The 16,959-nt window shown below is 74.2% G+C and carries 15 protein-coding genes; 10 read left to right on the top strand and 5 right to left on the bottom strand.

Translation table 11 applies throughout. The features are described from left to right. The first annotated feature begins 10 nt into the window (after nucleotides 1–10). Entirely contained in the window at nucleotides 11–628 is a 618-nt protein-coding gene (locus Cs7R123_RS25320; RefSeq protein WP_212834489.1) for a TetR/AcrR family transcriptional regulator, read from the top strand. A gap of 65 nt (nucleotides 629–693) precedes the next feature. Here the strand turns inward: Cs7R123_RS25320 and Cs7R123_RS25315 are convergent, their stop codons facing one another. After that, complete coding sequence (locus Cs7R123_RS25315; protein ID WP_212830204.1) at nucleotides 694–2,181, bottom strand: GGDEF domain-containing protein; 1,488 nt, start codon at nucleotides 2,179–2,181, stop codon at nucleotides 694–696. 160 nt (nucleotides 2,182–2,341) lie between these two features. On the opposite strand from Cs7R123_RS25315, the gene Cs7R123_RS25310 reads away from it, so the two are divergent. Beyond that, entirely contained in the window at nucleotides 2,342–3,607 is a 1,266-nt protein-coding gene (locus Cs7R123_RS25310; RefSeq protein WP_212830203.1) for a hypothetical protein, read from the top strand. A 79-nt stretch (nucleotides 3,608–3,686) separates the two neighbouring features. On the opposite strand, the gene Cs7R123_RS25305 is transcribed toward Cs7R123_RS25310, so the two are convergent. Further along, nucleotides 3,687–4,697 carry a hypothetical protein gene (locus Cs7R123_RS25305; RefSeq protein WP_212830202.1) on the bottom strand — a complete coding sequence of 337 codons (1,011 nt, stop codon included), beginning with the start codon at nucleotides 4,695–4,697 and terminating at the stop codon, nucleotides 3,687–3,689. Between the two features lie 82 nt (nucleotides 4,698–4,779). Here Cs7R123_RS25305 and Cs7R123_RS25300 point away from each other — a divergent pair, with 82 nt between their 5' ends. The 4 genes from Cs7R123_RS25300 (at nucleotide 4,780) to htpG (ending at nucleotide 8,614) form a co-directional block, all read left to right on the top strand. Beyond that, complete coding sequence (locus tag Cs7R123_RS25300; RefSeq protein ID WP_212830201.1) at nucleotides 4,780–5,433, top strand: copper resistance CopC family protein; 654 nt, start codon at nucleotides 4,780–4,782, stop codon at nucleotides 5,431–5,433. 71 nt (nucleotides 5,434–5,504) lie between these two features. Continuing rightward, nucleotides 5,505–5,837, top strand: a complete 333-nt coding sequence (locus Cs7R123_RS25295; RefSeq protein WP_212830200.1) for an STAS domain-containing protein — start codon at nucleotides 5,505–5,507, stop codon at nucleotides 5,835–5,837. A gap of 33 nt (nucleotides 5,838–5,870) precedes the next feature. Further along, complete coding sequence (locus Cs7R123_RS25290; RefSeq protein WP_212830199.1) at nucleotides 5,871–6,635, top strand: alpha/beta fold hydrolase; 765 nt, start codon at nucleotides 5,871–5,873, stop codon at nucleotides 6,633–6,635. 53 nt (nucleotides 6,636–6,688) lie between these two features. Continuing rightward, nucleotides 6,689–8,614 carry a molecular chaperone HtpG gene (gene htpG / locus Cs7R123_RS25285; protein WP_212830198.1) on the top strand — a complete coding sequence of 642 codons (1,926 nt, stop codon included), beginning with the start codon at nucleotides 6,689–6,691 and terminating at the stop codon, nucleotides 8,612–8,614. A gap of 27 nt (nucleotides 8,615–8,641) precedes the next feature. Here the strand turns inward: htpG and Cs7R123_RS25280 are convergent, their stop codons facing one another. After that, entirely contained in the window at nucleotides 8,642–11,560 is a 2,919-nt protein-coding gene (locus tag Cs7R123_RS25280; protein ID WP_212830197.1) for a BTAD domain-containing putative transcriptional regulator, read from the bottom strand. A gap of 161 nt (nucleotides 11,561–11,721) precedes the next feature. Here Cs7R123_RS25280 and Cs7R123_RS25275 point away from each other — a divergent pair, with 161 nt between their 5' ends. Then, nucleotides 11,722–12,753 (top strand): glycoside hydrolase family protein, encoded by a 1,032-nt coding sequence (locus Cs7R123_RS25275; protein ID WP_212830196.1) that lies wholly within the window; start codon nucleotides 11,722–11,724, stop codon nucleotides 12,751–12,753. Nucleotides 12,754–12,784: 31 nt separating this feature from the next. Here the strand turns inward: Cs7R123_RS25275 and Cs7R123_RS25270 are convergent, their stop codons facing one another. Next, nucleotides 12,785–13,726 (bottom strand): SDR family NAD(P)-dependent oxidoreductase, encoded by a 942-nt coding sequence (locus Cs7R123_RS25270; RefSeq protein ID WP_212830195.1) that lies wholly within the window; start codon nucleotides 13,724–13,726, stop codon nucleotides 12,785–12,787. Between the two features lie 170 nt (nucleotides 13,727–13,896). On the opposite strand from Cs7R123_RS25270, the gene Cs7R123_RS25265 reads away from it, so the two are divergent. The 3 genes from Cs7R123_RS25265 to Cs7R123_RS25255 all read left to right on the top strand — a co-directional run bounded on the left by Cs7R123_RS25265 (nucleotide 13,897) and on the right by Cs7R123_RS25255 (nucleotide 16,064). Then, complete coding sequence (locus Cs7R123_RS25265) at nucleotides 13,897–14,490, top strand: TetR/AcrR family transcriptional regulator (protein ID WP_244872130.1); 594 nt, start codon at nucleotides 13,897–13,899, stop codon at nucleotides 14,488–14,490. A 63-nt stretch (nucleotides 14,491–14,553) separates the two neighbouring features. Then, nucleotides 14,554–15,096, top strand: coding sequence for an RNA polymerase sigma factor (locus tag Cs7R123_RS25260; RefSeq protein ID WP_212830193.1), 543 nt, complete (start codon nucleotides 14,554–14,556; stop codon nucleotides 15,094–15,096). Then, a complete protein-coding gene (locus tag Cs7R123_RS25255) occupies nucleotides 15,093–16,064 on the top strand; it encodes a CU044_5270 family protein (RefSeq protein ID WP_212830192.1) in 972 nt (323 codons plus the stop codon). The genes Cs7R123_RS25260 and Cs7R123_RS25255 overlap by 4 nt, the downstream gene beginning before the upstream one ends. 46 nt (nucleotides 16,065–16,110) lie before the next feature. On the opposite strand, the gene Cs7R123_RS25250 is transcribed toward Cs7R123_RS25255, so the two are convergent. Then, a complete protein-coding gene (locus Cs7R123_RS25250) occupies nucleotides 16,111–16,932 on the bottom strand; it encodes an alpha/beta fold hydrolase (protein ID WP_212830191.1) in 822 nt (273 codons plus the stop codon). Between the last annotated feature and the right edge of the window lie 27 nt (nucleotides 16,933–16,959).

The raw sequence follows: 16,959 nt of genomic DNA, 5'->3' as shown, positions 1-16,959 counted from the left end.
CCTGGGTAGCCTGACCGCCGTGCCGACCACCGCCCGCGAACCCCGCCAGGACCGCAGCCGCGCCACCCGGCAGCGGCTGCTCACGGCGGCCGTGCAGTGCATGGCCGAACTCGGCTGGTCCGGGGCGACCGTCGCGGTCGTCGCCGAGCGGGCCGGGGTGTCGCGCGGCGCCGCCCAGCACCACTTCCCGACCCGCGAGGACCTGGTCGCGGCGCTGATCGGGCACATGAGCGAGGTCCGCGCCGCCGAGATCGGCGACGCCGCCGACGCGCTGCGCACCGGGCCGCGGCGTACGGAGAAGGTGCTGGGGGTGCTGGTCGGGCTGTACCGGGGGCCGGTGTTCCGGGCGGCGCTGCACCTGTGGGTCGCGGCCGCCGCCGACGAGGGGCTGCGCGAGCGGATGCGCCCGCTGGAGGCCGAACTGGGCCGGGTGGCGCACCGGATGGCGGTGGAGCTGCTTCGCGTCGACGAGAAGCAGCCCGGCACCCGCGAGACCGTCCAGGCCACCCTGGACCTGGCGCGCGGCCTGGGGCTGGCGGAACTGCTGCACGACGACACCGCCCGCCGCCACCGGGTGCTGCGGCAGTGGGCGCGCACCCTCGACCTGGTCCTTCCGGCCGTGCGCTGAGCCGCTTGCGGCTGGAGCAGCGAACGCCGCCGGTCGAGCACCGGCGGAGCGAAGACTCGGTCCGATCACCGGTCGCGGGCCGGCGCGGGGTACTGGCCGTTCAGATCGGTCCTGGGCGACAGGGCGAGCACGGTCCGGTCACGTCCGGTCTGCTTGGCGGTGTACAGCGCGCTGTCTGCCCGCGCGACCAGCTCGTCCGAGGTCTCGCGGCCGTCCCAGGTCGCCACACCGGCGGAGAAGGTCTGGCCGAGGGGGGTGGAACTGCGCAGCCGGTCGACCACCTGCCCCGCTCGGACACCGTCGGCGTCGGGTAGCAGGACGAGGAACTCCTCGCCGCCGTACCGGGCCAGGTAGTCCACCTCACGCAGCCGCTGCTGCCAGGCGGCGCCGGCAGCGGTGAGCAACCTGTCCCCGGCCGGGTGTCCGTGGGTGTCGTTGAAGAGCTTGAAGTGGTCCATGTCGAGCATGGCCACCGAGAGGGGGACACCGTCACGGCGGGCCCGTTCGATGGCCCGGGGCAGCTCGATGACCCAGGCCCGCCGGTTGGGCAGGCCGGTCAGGTCGTCGGTGTGGGACATGGCCCGGATCGTCGTCGCCTGCTGCTCCAGGCGCCGTACCAGTTGTGACGACCGCGTCGCCACCAGCAGGACCATGACTATGGAGCCCACGGCGATGGCCAGCCCGTCGGTCACCCGGCCCTGGACGACCTCGAAGATCAACAGTGCCGGGGCGATCAGTGCCGCGCTGGTGAACAGGCAGATCATGATGATGTTCAGGCGGCCGGCCGGGGGCCGGTCCTGTTCCGCGATCTGACGGGCCGACGGGTGCAGTGCGGCGGCGCCGATCATGGTGTACGCGAGCATGGAGGTCACCTGGATGAGGCGGTGGGCGGTGTCTCCGGGTGACTGCCCGAGCACGTGGAGGACGGCCCAGGTGATGTCGGCGAGCAGGAACGCCGCCAGCGATCCGGTCATCAGCCACAGCGCGCGAGGACGAGGGTGGTGGGTGCCCAGGTACAGCCTGATCACCATCACGGCCAGCATCAGGTCGCCGACCGGATAGGCGATGCTCACCAGTTGCCCGGCAAGGCTCAGGGCCTGGTCCCCGACGGTCGGCGCGATGATGAATATCCATGCGGGCAGGCTGAGTCCCGCGACGATCATGGTCGCGTCGACCAGCGCTCCCCAGTCCCGCCGGGCCTCACGCTTGCGGATCAGCAGGGCGAGCCCGAGCGCGAAGGCGGGATAGAGGACCAGGTAGAACGCGTCTGCGGGTGACGGCACCGAGGGCAGGCCCGTCGAACCGGTCATCGAGGCGGTGATGGCCTCGACGAGGATTCCGGTGCTGTTGGCGAAGATCCCGACGGCGAAGCAGTACCAGGCTGCCCGCTCGCTGGTGTTGCGCCGGGCGCCGATCACGATCGCCGCGGTCGCCAGGTAACCGACGGCCACCTGCCACAACACGGCGACCCAGGCGTCGGGCCCGGTGAGGAAGAACCCTCCAAGTGCCGTGAGCATGACAGTCAGGTAGAGCAGCAGAGTCAGCTGCGGCATCAGGTTCCTCCCTACCGACCGCAACCAGAACTTTCCTTGCGCTTGAAGTCCCCCTTATGCCTGTCGCAACCTTAAATGATATGCCTGTTTTGTCCGGTGTCCGGTGGTGTCCGGCACCGGGCCGGCGCGCGTCGCCGTCCGGCGCCACTACAGTGTCGGCATGATCGGGGCACTGAGCCTTCTCGATATCGCGGCGTACCGGGCCCAGCGTGCCCTGGGCAGTGTGGTGCTCGCGCAGGTGACGTGGCTGGTCGACGGCCCGCCCGACCCGGACCGGCTCCGGGCGCTGGCCGACCACCTGGCCGCCGCGAACCAGACCGGGCGTGTGATCGTCCCCGCCTCGGTCCTGGGCGGCCGGGACCACTGGGGCCCGCTGCCCGCGGTGCCCGCGGTAGAGGTCGAGGATGACCCGATCGACCGCGTCGACGTGCTGGACTGGGTCGATGAACGCGCCCAGGTGCCGATCACCGCGACCGCGCGGCCGTGGCACCTGGCGGCGCGGCCGCTCACCGGCGGCGGGCACGCCGTGACCCTCGTGGTCTCGCACGCCCTGACCGACGGCATCGGGCTGGTCAACGCGCTCACCTCGTTAGGCTTACCCGGGCCGGGCCCGCGTACGGTCCGCCGCCCCGGCCCGCTCACCGGGCTCCAGGAGGCGGTCACGGGCCTGCCCTCGGCGGTCCGGGCGGCGGTCAAGGCCGCCCGCCTGGCCCGGGGCGGCGGTCCGGCTCCGACCGCGTCGCCGACGACCTCGCGGACGCGGCCGCACACCGCGCTCGCCCTGATCGACTCCGCCGCCTGGCACGCCGCCGCGGCAGCCCAGCTCGGCTCCTCGAACGCGCTGTTCGTCTCCGTGGCCGCGCAGGTCGCCGCCGCGATCGGTCGCGTCGCCACCGACGGGACCGCCTTGCTCGGCATCCCCGTCAACGAGCGCGCCGATGGCGACGACGTCACCGCCAACGCACTCGCCACGGTGCGGCTGAACCTTCCGGCCGACCGGATCCGCGACGTGGCGCATGTTCGCGCCGAGCTGAAGCGGATCCTGTCCAGCCGCGAGCCGGACGCCTCGTTCGCGGCGGCGCTGCCGCTGGTGCCGTACCTGCCGTCGGCGGCCCTGCGCCCGCTGGCCCAGGCGGCACTGGGCGGCGCCGAGCCGGTCACGAGCGCGTCGCACGTCGGCGTCGTCCCGCGCTCGCTCGCCGACGCGCCCGGCCCGGCCGGCGCGGTGTTCATGAACCTCGGCATGCAGCACCCCGGCGTGACCGAGACGGCCGAGCGGCTGAACTGCGTCGCCGTCGAGGCGTCCGGCATGGTGGCGCTGCACGTGGGCGCGGTCGCCGACCGGCTGACCGACCGCGCCGAGGTGCGCTCCGCCCTGCTGGCGGCACTGCGGGCGGTGGGCGCCGAACCCCGCGAGCTGCTCTGAGACGGTCCGCCGGGGCGCCGCAGGTGATCAGAAGTGGTCGACTGCGACGCACACCGTCGGTCGCGGGGTGGGCCGGCGGTCAGAACTCGTGCAGCGGGTCCCAGTGGGCGGCGTACCGCAGCAGTGAAACGGCCAGGTCAGTGTGGGTGGCCGCCCAGACGTCGTCGAACAGGAACCACTGCTGGTGCCCGAACGCCCTGCTCGCGTGCAGGGACAGCTGCGCCAGGTGCGGATCGGCGGCCAGCAGCGACAGCCCCGGTTCCCGTCCGGCGGTCGGCGGCCCCGCGTGTACGGCCAGGTCGAGGGCCATCAGGTGGGCCACCCGGTGGTCGTCGGGCAGGCGCGGCCACGGCCGCCGGTTGAGGTCGAAGCCGGGCCACTCGTTGCACCGGGCCAGCGCCGGGGCCAGGTCGGGCTCGTCCGGGGCCGACAGCGCGCGCAGCACCAGCAGCTCCGGCGGCCAGCCGGTCAGCGGCGGGGTGAGGTCGCGCAGGTGCGCGGCGAAGCCGGGCAGCCGTACGCCGGGGAAGGCCAGCGGCGGCGGGCACGCCAGCGACGCCCCCTGCTGGAAGGTGAGGAATACCGCGTACACGGTGCCGGGCCCGTCGCCGGGCTCGGCGGCGACCCGCACCGGGACGCCCGCCGGATCGAACCCGCCGGGGCCGGTCACGGCGGCGGGCAGCGGCCACGCGTCGCTCAGCACGTACGCGAACCGGTCCGGCGCAGCCGCCACGGCCGCCTCGTCGAGGAAGAAGTACGCCAGGTCGACCTCGTCGTCGTCGGTGCGCACCCGCAGCGCCCGGCCGTCGAACTGAAGGCTCTGCGGCATGTCGCCCTCGATGTAGAGGTACTTGTCCAGCAGCCCGTGCAGCTGCTGCCACGTCTCGGGGGCGGGCAGGGCGTGCACCCGCGCTGCTTCGAAGATCGAGGCCAGGCCGTACACGCCGCCGCCGAGCTCCTGCTCGACCAGTGCCTCGGGGGTGTCGGCGTCCCAGCACCGGCGGAACCAGTCGAGCACGCTCGCGTCGGGCAGGCGGCGCACCCGGCGGCTGAGCGGTCCCTCGTAGTGCGACCGGTACACGAAGTACATGAGCCGCATGGTAAATGCCGGGCTGCCAGGCATCGTTCATGGCCGATGGTACGAACGGCCATGATGGCATAACTTCATTGCCATGTTTCGTAAGATCGCTGTCGTGGCGCTGGCCACGGCGCTGGCTGTCGCGCTGCCGTCCCCTGCCCACGCGCACGGCCAACTCGCCTTCTCCGACCCGGCCGACCAGACCACGGTCACCGACGCCCGTGACCGGGTCACGCTGTACTTCACCGAGCGCCCGAACTCGGTCGCGTACTTCGCCGTCACCGCACCCGACGGGACCCGCGTCGACCACGGGTGGTCCGGCGGGGAGCCCAAGCCGCTCGACAAGCCGGTGCAGGAGCTGACCCTGCGGGACGGCAAGTGGGAGCCGCAGGAGTACCGCACCGGCTTCCCGGCCGTGGTGCCGGTGTCGCACTGGCCGCGCACCGGCGTCTACACGATCACCTACCTGAGCCTGGCCTCCGACGGCGACCGCGTGCACGGGGAGATCCGGTTCGACTACCAGGGGCCGGTCTCGGCGGCCCCGGCGGACTGGCAGCCGCCGACCAACCAGCCCGACCCGGCGCTGCTCGGCCAGGCGGCGACGAACGCGCCCGCGGCGGCGACCCAGGGCCCGTCGGCGGCGCCCGACAGCGGGGGCGCCTCCTGGCCGTACTGGCTGGTAGCCGGTCTGCTCGTGGTCGGCGCCGGGGGCTACCTGGTGCTGCGGCGGCCCCGGGCCCGGCGCTGACCGCCGACCGCCGGACAGATCACCACCCCCGGGGGTGGCTGGCCGGCGGTCGATGTGGTCGACTGTGCGGTATGGCCAGTGGATCCCGCCCCCGTGCGTCGCACACCGTCACGCCGCTGGAGGGCGGTGTCCGCGTCTCGATCTCCGGTGAGGTCGACCTCGCCAGCGCGGATCTGGTCCAGCAGTGGCTCACCGGCGCCGTCGACGACTGCGGCTCCGCCGGCGCCGTCGAGGTGGATCTGAGCGAGCTCGACTTCATCGACTCCACCGGCATCCGCGCCCTGGTCATGGCCCGCCGCCACGCGCTGGCCGCCGGGGTCGGCCTCTACCTGGAGGGCGCGCGCGGCATGGTCGAGCGGATCCTGCGGGTCGCGGGCGTGCTGGACGTGTTCGCCCGCCCCTGACCGGACGGCCGGGTCTGGCGGTAGGGTCGCCCGGTGCGCACCGCTCACCTCTCGTGGCGCCGGTTCGGCGCCCAGCCCGACACCGTCGCGCCCGGCATCGTCCTGCTGCACGGGTTCACCGACTCGGCCGACTGCTGGGAGCCGGTCGCGGCCGGGCTGACCGCCGAGGTCCCGGCGATCGCCCTGGACGCGCGCGGCCACGGCGCCTCCGGCCTGCCCGACGAGCCGGTCGGCCCGCACCGGCAGGCGGCCGACGTCGCACTGGTGCTCGACGCGCTGGGGCTGTCGGCCATGACCGTGATCGGGCACTCGATGGGCGCGGTCACCGCCTGCGCCCTGGCCGCCGACCGGCCCGACCTGGTACGCACCCTGGTGCTGGAGGACCCGCCCCCGGTCTGGGAGCCGACCGTGGTCGCCGAGCCGCCGCCGTGGATCGTGGAGCTGAAAGCCCTCGACCACGCCGGGCGGGTCGCCCGGGGCCGCGCCGAGAACCCGGCCTGGCCGCCGACCGAGTTCGACGCGTGGTCGCGCAGCAAGGACGAGTTCGACCTGCGCTTCTGCGCCCTGCCGTACGAGCCCGCCGTGCCGCTGGCGGACCTGCTGGCCCGGACGGCCTGCCCGGCGCTGCTGCTGCACGGCGACCCCGTGCGGGGCGGCCTGCTGACCGGCGACGACGTGGCCGCGTGCGTGGCGGCCGGCGGCGGCCGGGTGACGGCTCGCCACCTCGACGCCGGGCACTGCGTGCGCCGCGACGATCCGGCCGCGTTCCTCGCGGCGGTCGCGGAGCACCTGGGCTGACGCGCGGCGCGGGTGAGTGAGAGGGACCCCGGCTTGTCCCGGCGCCCCGGCTGATGCTAAATCTGCACTGGCACTCCAACAGGGTGAGTGCTAACGCAGAAGGGGGACGCCGGGTGAGCCAGGTCGAAACGTTCGAGTTCCAGGCGGAGGCGCAGCAACTGCTCCAGCTGATGATCCACTCGATCTACTCGAACAAGGACGTCTTCCTGCGCGAGCTGGTCTCCAACGCCTCCGACGCCCTGGACAAGCTGCGGCTGGAGTCGCTGATCGACAAGGACCTCGACGCCGACACGAGCGACCTGCACGTCGAGCTGGCGGTCGACCGCGAGCAGCGGACCCTGACGATCCGCGACAACGGCATCGGCATGACCCGCGAGCAGGTCGTCGAGCTGATCGGCACGATCGCCCGCTCCGGCACCGCCGAGTTCGTCAACCGGTGGCAGCAGGCCAAGCACGACGGCAACGCCGAGCTGATCGGCAAGTTCGGGATCGGGTTCTACTCCAGCTTCATGGTGGCCGACCGGGTCGTCATGGTGACCCGCCGCGCCGGGCAGGCCGAGGGCACCCGCTGGGAGTCGGCCGGGTCGGACACGTACGAGATCTCCACCGTCGCCGACGCCGCGCCCGGCACCGCCGTCACCCTGCACCTGAAGCCGGTCGACGAGGACAACCACCTGTTCGACTACGCCGACCCGGCCGTGCTGCGGCGCATCGTCAAGCGCTACTCCGACTTCATCGCCTGGCCGATCCGGATGCGGGCGCCCGAGGCCGAGTCCGACGAGACGCTGAACTCGATGAAGGCGCTGTGGTCGCGGTCGGCCGCCGAGATCACCCCGCAGGAGTACACCGAGTTCTACCGGCACGTCAGCCACGACTGGACCGACCCGCTGGAGACGGTCCACCTGCGGGCCGAGGGCACGCTGGAGTTCGACGCGCTGCTGTTCCTGCCCGCGCACGCGCCGCACGACTTGTTCATGCGCGGGGCCCGGCGCGGGGTGCAGCTGTACATCAAACGCGTGTTCATCATGGACGACTGCGAGGCGCTGCTGCCGGAGTACCTGCGGTTCGTCAAGGGCGTCGTCGACGCGGCCGACCTGTCGCTCAACGTCTCCCGCGAGATCCTGCAGCAGGACCGCCAGATCCAGACCATCCGGCGCCGCCTGGTCCGCAAGATCCTGGGCACGCTCAAGGACATGCTGGCCAAGGACCCGCAGCGGTACGCCGAGTTCTGGCGCGAGTTCGGCCAGGCCGTCAAGGAGGGCCTGGTCAACGACGCCGACAACCGCACGGCGATCCTGGACCTGGTGCAGCTCGCCTCCACCCACGACCCGGCCGCGCCGACCACGCTGCGCGCGTACACCGAGCGCATGAAGGCCGACCAGACCGAGATCTTCTACGTGGTCGGCGAGCAGCGCGCCACCCTGGAGAGCTCCCCGCACCTGGAGGCGTTCGCCGCCAACGGCATCGAGGTGCTGCTGCTGCACGACCCGGTCGACGCGATGTGGGTCGACATGGTCGGCGACTTCGACGGCAAGGCGTTCACCTCGGCCAGCCGAGGCGAGGTCGACCTCAAGGCCGACGCCGCCGAGCAGCCGGACGCCGAGGGCTTCGCCGAGCTGCTGGGCTGGCTGGGCGAGCGGCTCGGCGAGAAGGTCAAGCAGGTGCGGCTGAGCACCCGGCTCACCACGTCGGCGGCCTGCCTGGTCACGGACTCCTTCGACGCCTCCCCGGCGCTGGAGAAGCTCTACCGGGCGATGGGCCAGGACCTGCCGAAGGCCAAGCGCATCCTGGAACTGAACCCGCAGCACCCGTTGGTGGAGAAGCTGCGCGCGGCCCACGCCGAGCGCGGCGGCGACGACACGCTCGGCGAGACCGCCGAATTCCTGTACGCGATGGCGGTGCTGGCCGAGGGCGGCGAGCTCGACGACCCGGCCGGCTTCACCCGCCGCCTGGCCGACCGACTGTCCCGGACGCTGTAACCCCGCCCGCGCGCCGGACTCGCCCCGTCAGGCGAGTTCGGCGCGCAGCCGGGCCGCCTCGGGCGGGTTGACCTGGTCGAGGATGCGCAGCGCCGCGGCCAGGTGGTCGGCCGCCGCGCCCGGGTCGGTGCCGCGCAGCAGGCGGGCCAGCCCGGTGTGCGCGATCGCCTCGAAGTGCCGGGTGCCGATCTCCTGGGCCAGCGCCACGCTGCGCCGGAACTCGGCCACCGCCTGGCCGGTGTCGCCCGCCAGCGCGTACGAGCTGGCCAGGTCGTTGCGGACCTCGACCTCCTCGCCCCGCGACCCCGACGAGCTGATCTCGGCCAGCGCCTGCTCGATCAGCTCGACGGCCTCGCGGTGGCGGCCGGTGTCGCGCATGACGTTGCCCAGGATCCACGCCGCGGCCATCACCTGGTGCCGGTCGCCGGTGCGCTCGGCGATGTCGCGCGCCTCGCCCAGCAGCGGCAGCGCCAGCTCGGGCTCGCCCGCGCGGCAGTGCCCCTCGGCCAGGTTGTGCAGCGCGCGGGCCACATCGAGGTCCCCGCCGTGCGCGCGGATCTCCGGCAGATGCGCCAGCAGGATCTGCCGCGCCTGCTCGATCTGGCCGTTGTGCAGGTAGAGGGTGGGCAGGCTGCCACTGAGCATGGCCGCCCGGAACGCGCGGTCCCCGGCCCGCCCGGCGGCGTCCAGACCCGACCGGACCTGTTCGAGCGCCTCGCCGTAGCGGCCCTGGTGCTCGTAGGACAGGGCCAGGTTGGCGTACGACCGGGCCACCGCCGCGTGGTCGCCCAGCGCCGTGCGCACCCGTACGCAGCGCTCGTGGATCACGATCGCCTCGTCGTAGCGCCCCGCCTTGATGTACGCCCCGCCCAGCGCGTTGAGCACCGACGCCTGCAAGCCCTCGTCGATCCCGTCGCCGACGGACACGGCCCGTTCGAACATGGCGACCCAGTCGGTGGTGTGCCCGGCGAAGTGGAGGAACCGCCACAGCGGCACCGCCAGCCGCGCCGCCGCCTCGCCCCAGCCGAGCTCGGCCGCGCGGGCCACGCACTCGACCAGGTTGCGCCGTTCCTGCTCCAGCCACGCCAGCGCCTGCGCCTGCGCCTCGTCCTGCCCGGACAGCAGCTGCTCGTTGGCGGTCTCGGCGCGGCGGGTGTAGTCGGCCAGCAGCCGCCGCAGCGGCTCGCCGGTGTCCTCCGCCTGCTCGTCGAGCACGGTGCGGGCGTAGTCGCGGATCAGGTCGTGCCAGGTGAACCGGCCCGGGGCGTGCTCGTCCAGCAGGTGCCCGGCGGCCAGCCGCTCCAGCAGCCGGGCGGCGGCGCCGGGGTCGATCCCGGCCAGCGCCGCGACGCTGCCGGCGGTGACGTCGACGCCGGGGAACGCCCCGAGCAGCCGGAACCCGGCCTGGTCGGTGGGGGTCAGGGCCTGGCACGACTGATCCAGCACGGCACGCACGGCCAGGTCCTCGTCGTCGTCGAGGGCCAGCGCGGCCACCCGGCTGCGGGCGCGCAGCGCGGCGACGTACCCGGCGGTGTCCTGGTCGGGCCGGTCGGCCAGCTGCGCGGCGGCGATGCGCAGCGCCAGCGGCAGGTTCACGCACAGGCCGGCCAGCTCCCGCATGTGCGGCAGATCTGCGTCGACGCGCTCCTTGCCCAGCACGCGGCGCAGCAGCTCCACCGACTCCTCCGGGGCGAGCAGGCCCAGCGTGAGCCGCTGCGCGCCGTCGTGGGCGACCAGCCCGGTCAGCCGGTCGCGGCTGGTGACCACGACCAGGCAGCCGGGCTCGCCGGGCAGCAGCGGCCGCACCTGCTTGGCGGTGCTGGCGTTGTCCAGCACGATCAGCATCCGCTTGCCCGCGACCGTGTCGCGGAAGCGCGCCACCGCGTCGTCGAGCGCCACCGGGATCGCGTCGGCGGGCACGTCCAGGCACAGCAGCAGGTGCGTCACGGCGTCGATGGGCCGCAGCGGCCGGTCGCGGTCGTAGCCGCGCAGGTTGAGGTAGAGCTGCCCGTCGGGGAAGCGCCCGGCGGCGCCGTGCGCCCAGCGCACCGCCAGCGCCGTCTTGCCGACCCCGGCCGTGCCGGCGATCGCGGTGATCACCGCGGTGTTGCCGGGTTCCTGGGCGACGTCGTCGAGCCACTGGAGGTCGCGCTCGCGGCCGGTGAAGTCGGGGATGTTGCGCGGCAGGAACCGGAACCTCGGCGGGGCCGGGGCCGCGGGCGGGTCCAGCGCCGGGTCGGCGTGCAGGATCTGCTGCTGGAGCTGCTGCAACGCGGGCATCGGGGCGAGGCCCAGGTCGTCGGTGAAGCGGTCGTGGGTGTCGCGGTACACCGCCAGCGCCTCGGCCTGGCGGCCGCCGCGGTACAGCGCGAGCATGAGCTGCCCGCGCAGCCGCTCCCGGTACGGGTTGGCCGCGATCGCGGCGGCCAGTTCGGTGACGACGCCGGTGTGCCGCCCGGCGGCCAGCTCGCTGTCGATCAGGTCCTCGAACGCGGTGAGCCGCAGCTCCTCCAGCCGGTCGTGCTCGGCGCGGGTGCCGTCGGGGGCGTCGAAATAGGCCTCACCGTGCCACAGGGCCAGCGCCTGGCGCAGCAGCGCGGTGGCCCGCTGCGCGTCCCCGGCGGTGCGGGCGGCCCCGGCGTCGGCCACCAGCTGCTCGAACACCTGGGCGTCGAGCTCGCCGGGCAGCAGCGTGATGGTGTATCCGGCCGGGCCGAACTCGATCCGGTCGGTCTTGCCGAGCTGGGTGCGCAGGCGGGAGACGTACACCATCAGCGACTTGCGGGCGGTCTTGGGCGGGTTGGCGCCCCACAGGGTGTGCGCGAGCACGTCGGCGGCGACCGGTCGGCCCGCGGCGGCGAGCATCATCACCAGCAGCTGGCGCAGTTTCGGGGTCGCCAGGGTCACGGGCCGGCCATCGAGCTTGATGGTCAACGGTCCGAGCACGGCGAACTCGATCACTGATACCCCCGGGTAGGGCCGGTGAGCGATCACTGTAATCGGCGCGTGCGACGGACTGGAAATGGCTTCTCGCATTTGCGAGGGGCAATCCCGAGGGATGGCCGCGCCCGTGCGAGGTGCGACGGGCCCGGCTAGGGTGTCGGCTCGTGGAGCAGACCCCGCCGTCCCGCCCTGGTCGCCACGCCCGCCGCAGCCCGCTGCGCCGCTGGTGGCCCGCCCTGCTGCCGCTGCTGCTGGTCGTGCTCACCGCCGCCGCGTGGACGCTGACCCGCCCCGGCCCGGACCTGGCGGCCGAGGCGGCGGCACCGCCGTCGTCCTCGGCGTCCGCGAGCGCCGTCGCGCCCGGACCGTCGCCCGCCCCGTCGCCGTCGGCCGCGGTGTCGCCGTCGGCCTCGCGCAAGCCGAGCCCGTCGGCGTCGCCGGCGGGCGGCACGGGCCGCCGCTCGGCGAAGAAGGGCGTCAGCGTCTGGGAGTTCAGCGGTCTCGGCACGGCGCTGAAGGACGTGGGCGCGTCCTGGTACTACAACTGGGCCTCCGGCCCGACCCGGGGCGCCGGGAGCTCGGCGGCGTTCGTGCCGATGATCTGGGGCGCGAACTCGGTCAACGACGGCGAGCTGGCCCGCGCCAAGGCCAGCGGCAGGGAGCTGCTGGGCTTCAACGAGCCCGACTTCGCCAGCCAGTCCAACATGTCGGTGGAGCGGGCGCTGGAGCTGTGGCCCCGGTTGCAGGCGACCGGGCTGCGGCTGGGCAGCCCCGCGGTGGCGGTGGGCGCGGACAAGCCGGGCGGCTGGCTGGACCGGTTCCTCAGCGGGGCGCGCGATCGCGGCTACCGGGTCGACTTCATCACCCTGCACTGGTACGGCTCCGACTTCTCGCCCGCCGCCGTCGACCACCTGCGCGACTACGTGCAGGCGGTGTGGAACCGCTATCACAAGCCGATCTGGCTCACCGAGTACGCCCTGATCAAATGGGGTGGCAGCGGCGCGGTGTTCCCGACCGACGCCCAGCAGGCCTCGTTCGCGACCCGCTCGACGGCGATGCTGCAGAGCCTGTCCTACGTGGAGCGCTACGCCTGGTTCGCGCTGCCGACGCCGAAGGAGGGCAACCAGGGCACCGGCCTGTACCGGCCGGGCGCGGTGGCCACCGCGGCGGGACGGGCGTACCGCGCCGCGGGCTGATGCGCCCGCGGCGGGCCGCCGTCCGTATCGCTCAGGCAGCGGCCAGGGTGTCCACCGACACCTGCCACAGCCGCTGAGCCGCCTCAGGGTCCAGCGCGTACGCCGCGACCCCGTTGCGCATGCCCTCCTCGTGCGGCAGCGCCTGGTTGCAGTCCTCGAAGTAGTGGCCGCCGACGCCGCTCAGGTAGGGCGCGGTGGCGACCAGAACCGAGGTGGCCGCACCCTGCTCGGGCGTCTTCCACCGGATCTCGCTGCGGCCCATGGCGGCGCGCAGCCGCTCCAGTTCCTCGTCGCTGACGTGGCGCTGGAGGTTGGTGCGGATGCCGCCGGGCATCAGGGCGTTGACGGTGATGCCGTCGCCCGCCCAGCGCCGCTGCGCCTCGACCGCAAACAGCACGTTGGCCGTCTTGGACTGCCCGTACGCCGCCCACGGCTCGTACTCGCGCTCCCGGAAGTGGATGTCGTCGAACACCACGGGCGAGCGCAGGTGCGCGCTGGAGCTGACCGACACGACCCGGGCGTCGCCGGCGGCGGCCAGCGCCGGGTGCAGGCCGGTGGCCAGCGCGAAGTGGCCGAGGTGGTTGGTCGCGAACTGCAGCTCCCAGCCCTGCGGGGTGTAGGTCCGCGGGGCGGCCATCACGCCCGCGTTGTTGATCAGCAGGTGCAGCGGACCGTCCCAGGCGGCGACGAACGCGGCGACCGACGCCGGGTCGGTCAGCTCCAGCGCGGCGACGTGGACGTCCTTGTTGCCGGTGGTGGCGGTGATGTCCGCGGCGGTGCGCGCACCGGCGGCGGTGTCGCGTACGGCGAGGGTCACCTGCGCGCCCGCTCCGGCCAGCGCGCGGGCGGTCTCGATGCCGATGCCCGACGCGCCGCCGGTGACGACCGCCCGGCGCCCGGTCAGGTCGATGCCCGCGACGACCTCGGCCGCGGTCGAGTCCGCCGAGAACGGCGTGGTGATTCGCTCCGTCATGATCAGTCCGTCCCTGCTCGTACACGCCGCCCACCAGCTACGATGTTGAAAGCGGAGGCGGCTCCGATAACACCGACATTAACCGGAGGTTGCTCCGTTTTGCAACCGGGCCCGCCGCTTCGACAATGAACGCTCCGGCGCCGCGCCGGACCCGTACCGGAGGAGGGCCTGTGCCGGGCAGCGACCGCCCACTGCGCGCCGATGCGCAGCGCAACCGCCAGCTGCTGCTCGACGCCGCGGCCCGCGCCTTCGCGCAGGAGGGGCCGCAGGCCACCCTCGACGCCATCGCCAAGGAGGCCGGGGTCGGCATCGGCACCCTCTACCGGCACTTCCCGACCCGTGAGGCGCTGGTCGAGGCCGCCTACCGCAGCGAGCTCAACCGGCTCTGCGACGGCGTGGCCGACCTGCTGCGCGGCATGCCCGCCGACCGGGCGCTGCGGGTCTGGATGGACCGGTTCGTCGAGTACATGACGACCAAGCGCGGCATGGGAGACGTGCTCAAAGCCGTCATCGCCTCCGGCGGCAACCCGTTCGCGCACAGCCGCGACCGGCTGGTCGGCGCGGTCGGCACCCTGGTCGCCGCGGGTGCCGCCGCCGGGGTGCTGCGCGCCGACGTCGCCGCCGAGGACGTGCTCACCGGGCTGAGCGGCATCTCACTGGCCACCGGCGAACCCGCCCGCCGCGAGCAGGCCGCGCGCCTGCTCGACCTGCTGATGGACGGCCTGCGCCACCGCGCCGCGCAGAATCCCGGCGAGAGCCGGTAAGAACCGGCCCCCCGCGCGCACTACCTGGTGACCGAACACCTTCACCCGAAGGAGCAGGAACCAGTGACCGAGGACGGGGAACGTTTCACCGCCGTCTACGAACGACATCACCGCCAGGTGTACGCCTACGCCGTGAGCCGGGCCGGCCGCGCCCACGCCGACGACGTCGTCGCCGACACCTTCCTGGTGGCCTGGCGCAGGCTCGACGCGGTGCCCGCCGCGCCGCTGCCGTGGCTGCTCGGCGTGGCCCGCAACGTGGTCCGGGAACGGGTCCGCGACGACGTCCGCCAGCTGGACGTCACCGCCGAGCTGCGGGCCTGGGCCGCCGAGGCCGAACGCGACGTCGCCGACGGGGTCGCCGACCGCGCCGCGATGCTGGCGGCGCTGGCCGGGCTCGGCGAGGACGACCGGGAGGCGCTGACCCTCACCGCCTGGCAGGGCCTGTCCGCCGCCGACGCCGCCCGCGTCGTCGGCTGCTCGACCGCGACCTTCTTCGTCCGCCTGCACCGTGCCCGAAGACGCCTGGAGCAGGCCGTCTCCGTCGCCGCCGCGCCGGTGGACCGCCCCCGGGCCATCCGCCTCACCCAGCAGGAGTACAGCCGATGAGCCACCGCGACACCATGCGGGCGCTGGCCCAGGCCCGCCCGCACCACCTCGACCCGGCCACCCCGGGCGACCCGACCGCGATCACGTCGTACCCCCGGGAGACCGCCATGACCCCCGCCACCCGCCGCCCGGTCGGCCGCCTCGTGCTGGCCACCGCGCTGCCCGCCGCCGCCCTGGCGGTGGCCGCCGCCGTCCTGATCGGCGGCACCTCCGGTCCCGCGCAGCCGCGCACCGCCCAACCGACCGGCGCCCAGCCGCCCGCGTCGGCGTCGGCCGCCCCGGCTGAGCTGCCCGCCGAGGCCGGGGCGATCCTGCTGGTCGCCGCCGCGCGCACCGACGCGGTGCCCGCCGCCGCCGGGAGGTACTGGGTGACGCGGGTCGAGCACGGCGACCGGCGCCGGATCCAGGAGGAGCGGTGGCTCGCCGCCGTCGACGGCCTGCCCTCCAGCTCGTTCATGCGCGAGGACGGGCCGTGGCGGGCCCGGCCGATGCAGGGCCACCGCGCCGCCACCAACTTCCTGCTGGCCGGGCAGGCCCGGACGCTGCGGGAGCTGGCGGAGCTGCCGACCGACCCGGCCGCGCTGCGCCGCCAGGTCCTCGCCTACGACCGCGCCGTCGGCGGCACCGAGGACGGCGACCTGGTGGTGTACTACGCCGGGATCGGGCTGGTGCTCGACCTGCCGGTGTCGCCGCAGGTCCGCGCGGCGGCCTACCGGATGCTCGCCGCGCTGCCCGGGATGAGGTCGCTGGGCCCGGTGACCGACCAGCTCGGCCGGTCCGGCGTCGCCGTCGCGATCAGCCGGCGGGGCGACTTCGGCACCGCCCAGCAGCGCCTGATCGTCGACCGGGCCACCGGGCTGGCGCTGGGCGTGGAGACCTGGACCTCGGCCCGCCTCAGCAGCTACACCGCGCTGATCGGCGCCCGGTGGGACGACGGCCCGCTGCCGGACGCCGCGGCGCTGAGCTGACCCGGACGGGGCGGGTGCCGCCAGCGTGGCACCCGCCCCGTCGCGGTCAAGCGGCCGTACGGGCCAGGATCGCGTCGGCGACCGCGTCGGGCGCCTCGTCGGGGATCCAGTGGCTCACCCCGGGCACGGCGACGAACCGGTAGTCGCCGGTCACGTGTTCGGGGCAGTTCTCCGCGGCGACCCGGCCCACCGCCAGGTCGCCGTCACTCCACACGAACGTCGTCGGCACACTGACCGGGCCCAGCCGCCCCATGTCGTGGAAGTCGCCCGCGCGGTACCAGTTCAGCGCCGCCGTCAGCGCCCCCGGCTCGCGCATCGGCGCGACGTACGACTCGACCGACTCGGGCGGGCAGCCGGTGAACACCGCGCGCAGCCGCTGCGCGTCGTCGCCGAGCAGCACCTCCTCGGCCACCCCCGCCTGCTGGAACAGCTGGATGTACGCCGAGCGCCCCTGCTGGTCGGGGTCGGCCGCCAGCGCCGCGAGGTACGCCGCCGGATGCGGCACCGACACCGCGGTCAGCGTCCGCACCCGCCCCGGGTGCCGCGCCGCCAGATACCAGGCCACCACCGCGCCCCAGTCGTGGCCGACCACGTCGGCCCAGGCCACGCCGAGCTCGTCCAGCACGGCGAGCGCGTCGGCGACGAGCTCGTCCACCCGGTACGACTCGACCTCGGTGGGCCGGGCGCCGGGGCTGTAGCCGCGCTGGTCCAGCGCGTACGTGCGCATCCCGGCGGCGGCCAGGCGGGCCGCCACCGCGTCCCACTCGCCGGCGTGCTGCGGGAACCCGTGCAGCAGCAGCACCGGCCGCCCGTCGTCCGGGCCGGACACGGACACGTCGAACTCCAGACCCCGCGCGTGCACTCGCATGGGCTCACCCTATCGGCGGGACCGTCC

The organism is Catellatospora sp. TT07R-123, from assembly GCF_018327705.1.
GTDB lineage: Bacteria > Actinomycetota > Actinomycetes > Mycobacteriales > Micromonosporaceae > Catellatospora.
The sequence above is the reverse complement of the archived record's forward strand: the minus strand, read 5'-3'. Positions and strand labels throughout refer to the sequence as shown.

What these genes read in the sequence shown, in the direction of transcription:
- Cs7R123_RS25270 (WP_212830195.1), bottom strand. Translation starts at nt 13,726, where the DNA reads ATGACGGAGCGAATCACCACGCCGTTCTCGGCGGACTCGACCGCGGCC.
- Cs7R123_RS25305 (WP_212830202.1), bottom strand. Translation starts at nt 4,697, where the DNA reads ATGTACTTCGTGTACCGGTCGCACTACGAGGGACCGCTCAGCCGCCGG.
- Cs7R123_RS25315 (WP_212830204.1), bottom strand. Translation starts at nt 2,181, where the DNA reads ATGCCGCAGCTGACTCTGCTGCTCTACCTGACTGTCATGCTCACGGCA.
- htpG (WP_212830198.1), top strand. Translation starts at nt 6,689, where the DNA reads ATGCTAAATCTGCACTGGCACTCCAACAGGGTGAGTGCTAACGCAGAA.
- Cs7R123_RS25295 (WP_212830200.1), top strand. Translation starts at nt 5,505, where the DNA reads ATGGCCAGTGGATCCCGCCCCCGTGCGTCGCACACCGTCACGCCGCTG.
- Cs7R123_RS25250 (WP_212830191.1), bottom strand. Translation starts at nt 16,932, where the DNA reads ATGCGAGTGCACGCGCGGGGTCTGGAGTTCGACGTGTCCGTGTCCGGC.
- Cs7R123_RS25300 (WP_212830201.1), top strand. Translation starts at nt 4,780, where the DNA reads ATGTTTCGTAAGATCGCTGTCGTGGCGCTGGCCACGGCGCTGGCTGTC.
- Cs7R123_RS25310 (WP_212830203.1), top strand. Translation starts at nt 2,342, where the DNA reads ATGATCGGGGCACTGAGCCTTCTCGATATCGCGGCGTACCGGGCCCAG.
- Cs7R123_RS25255 (WP_212830192.1), top strand. Translation starts at nt 15,093, where the DNA reads ATGAGCCACCGCGACACCATGCGGGCGCTGGCCCAGGCCCGCCCGCAC.